The 2,227-nt window shown below is 37.5% G+C and carries 2 protein-coding genes and 1 pseudogene; 1 reads left to right on the top strand and 2 read right to left on the bottom strand.

The window, feature by feature from the left end:
* Window positions 1-185: 185 nt before the first annotated feature.
* Window positions 186-980: pseudogene (locus ACFIL3_RS09760) on the bottom strand (outer membrane protein).
* On the opposite strand from ACFIL3_RS09760, the gene ACFIL3_RS09755 reads away from it, so the two are divergent.
* A complete protein-coding gene (locus ACFIL3_RS09755) occupies window positions 910-1,080 on the top strand; it encodes a hypothetical protein (RefSeq protein WP_273790651.1) in 171 nt (56 codons plus the stop codon). The pseudogene ACFIL3_RS09760 and the gene ACFIL3_RS09755 sit on opposite strands and share 71 nt — an antisense overlap.
* Window positions 1,081-1,357: 277 nt before the next feature.
* Here the strand turns inward: ACFIL3_RS09755 and ACFIL3_RS09750 are convergent, their stop codons facing one another.
* Window positions 1,358-2,194, bottom strand: a complete 837-nt coding sequence (locus ACFIL3_RS09750) for a porin (RefSeq protein ID WP_375613332.1) — start codon at window positions 2,192-2,194, stop codon at window positions 1,358-1,360.
* Between the last annotated feature and the right edge of the window lie 33 nt (window positions 2,195-2,227).

The following is a 2,227-nucleotide window of genomic DNA, read 5'->3' as shown; positions in this document are numbered from 1 at the left end:
CATAATTTTGCTCCTAAATTAACTATAAAATGACCTTACAAGATTATAGATAGAAAAGCTGTAGTAAAAATGTCACAGTCGTACAAATAAAAGCCCAGAAAACAGCGCTTTTGTAAAAGTCAATATCTTTTGGAAATTTAATTTTTTATTAATACTTTTTATTCATAATTGCACTTTTGATGAAATTAGAACTTGTAAGCGATACCTACGTGAAAGTCATTGGTTGTGTAGCCTAGTTTAAGGTAATACTTTTTAAATTCCTTCTTAGCAAAGTCTAAGTAACAGTATTCCGCACGAAGCAGAATATGATCTGTCATCGCGAAATCTATACCACCACCAAGGATAAAACCCTCCATCGTTTTTGTTTTATCAAATACTGTAGCAGAAACTCTTTACTTGGCTTACCCATTTTCCCAACTTTTTTGTTCCTGAAACTTTACCAACACCTTGTATTTGCGCATAAGCAATACCACCAGCCACATAAGGCATAATGCTGTCAGCGACAGAAAAACCAACACGAACCCGTGTTGCACCAGACCATTTTCTTTGAAACCAATGCAATACACTGCTGTGTCACCCTTTTGAAACTTTTCATTTTCATCCAATGTGACACCAGCATCTTTAAATTCATCATTAAAATCATCAAATTCATCAATCGCAAGAATCTTTGAGACCGTCTTCGTCTCTCCTCAGTCTGCCCAGACTGCATCGGTTTCAACACCTAGGACATTTCTAAGATCTACGTTGGAACCTAAAATAAATACCACCTATGAAACCTGAAGGCTTAGGTAGTGCATCTTTATCTGAAGTTTTTTTCTTTTGTCTCTAAATCAAATACATAAACTTTGACTTGAAAAGTTGCCAACTTGACCACCAAGATAAAAACCTGTCTAAGAAAACGAAAGAGCTATGATAACTGTTGGAGCTTTTTTACGAGGAATGACAATATCAGCAGCTTGTGCCGCAGAAGCTGTAGTCATAGCGATAACAAAAGTTGTTACTGAAGATTTTATATTCGTAAACTTTGCTCCTCATTTATTTACGAGCACAGTATTATACGACTACAAAAAAACACTGTAGTAAAATGATACAATCATAGGAAACGAAAGCTGACGCAATATAAAGTCATTTCATAACTTCACGTTTCACAAGAAATTGTAAGTTATGAATACGTATAATTCATTGATTTTACCGCGTAATTATTGCCTGTCGTTTATAAAAATCTTTTTAAGGAAATCTGAATAATATCTTTTACACCGCCAATAAATATGGAGTGTGTAATAATATAACAATAGAAAAAAATAGAGGCCCTGTCTTTGACAGAGCCTCTTGGAAGTTTATTTCGTTGTTGACGAAATTAGAATTTGTATGCAACACCTACACGGAAATCATTGGTTTTGTAAGCTATTTTATCCCCGTCCTTTACAAATGCTTTTTTACCAAAGTCTGAGTAACGGTATTCTGCACGCAACAGAACATTGTCTGTCATTGCAAAGTCAATACCACCACCTACAGTGAAACCAACCATCGTTTTCGTTTCATCAAACACTTTAGCAGAAGCGATTTCGGCACCATCAGCTCCTTCCGCCTTAAGAGAATCGACTATCTGGAGCTGCGTATAAGCAATACCACCAGCAACATAAGGCATAATGCGATCAACGGCTGCAAAACCAACACGAACGCGTGTTGCACCAGACCATTTTTCTTTTATAGAGGTGCTATCTACACGTTTGTCAGTCGCCGCGATACCAGTAATAGTTTTTCCTGTAGCAGGTGTAGCTTTCGCTGCTATAAGCTCATCTTTGAAAGCATCAAGGCCAATTGCTCCAATGACTGCTGAATGCGCTTTTGAATCTTCGCGGTCAGCCCAGACGGCATCAGTTTCAACACCTAGAATGAGGCCATTTCCAAGATCTACGTTGGAACCTACATAAATACCCCCCATGAAACCGGAAGGTTTAGGTGTCCAGTCTTTATCTGTAATTTTCTTTTTTGTTTCTGAATCATATTCATCAACTTTACCTGAAAAGTTACCAACTTGACCACCGATATAAAAGCCTGTCCAAGAAAATGAAGGGGCTGCTGCGATGACTGCTGGGGCTGTTTCACGAGGGATGATAACATCAGCAGCTTGCGCTGCAGAAGCTGCTGCTATAGCGATAACAGAAGTTGTTACTAAAGATTTTATATTCATAAACTTTGCTCCTAATTTATTTATGAGCACAGT

The organism is Bartonella sp. CE47NXGY (assembly GCF_042195415.1).
Taxonomy (GTDB): Bacteria; Pseudomonadota; Alphaproteobacteria; order Rhizobiales; family Rhizobiaceae; genus Bartonella.
This window is presented reverse-complemented; position numbering and strand designations above follow the sequence as displayed.

Bases quoted from the DNA above. Each gene is read 5' to 3' on its own strand.
- ACFIL3_RS09755 (WP_273790651.1), top strand. From the start codon at position 910: ATGATAACTGTTGGAGCTTTTTTACGAGGAATGACAATATCAGCAGCT.
- ACFIL3_RS09750 (WP_375613332.1), bottom strand. From the start codon at position 2,194: ATGAATATAAAATCTTTAGTAACAACTTCTGTTATCGCTATAGCAGCA.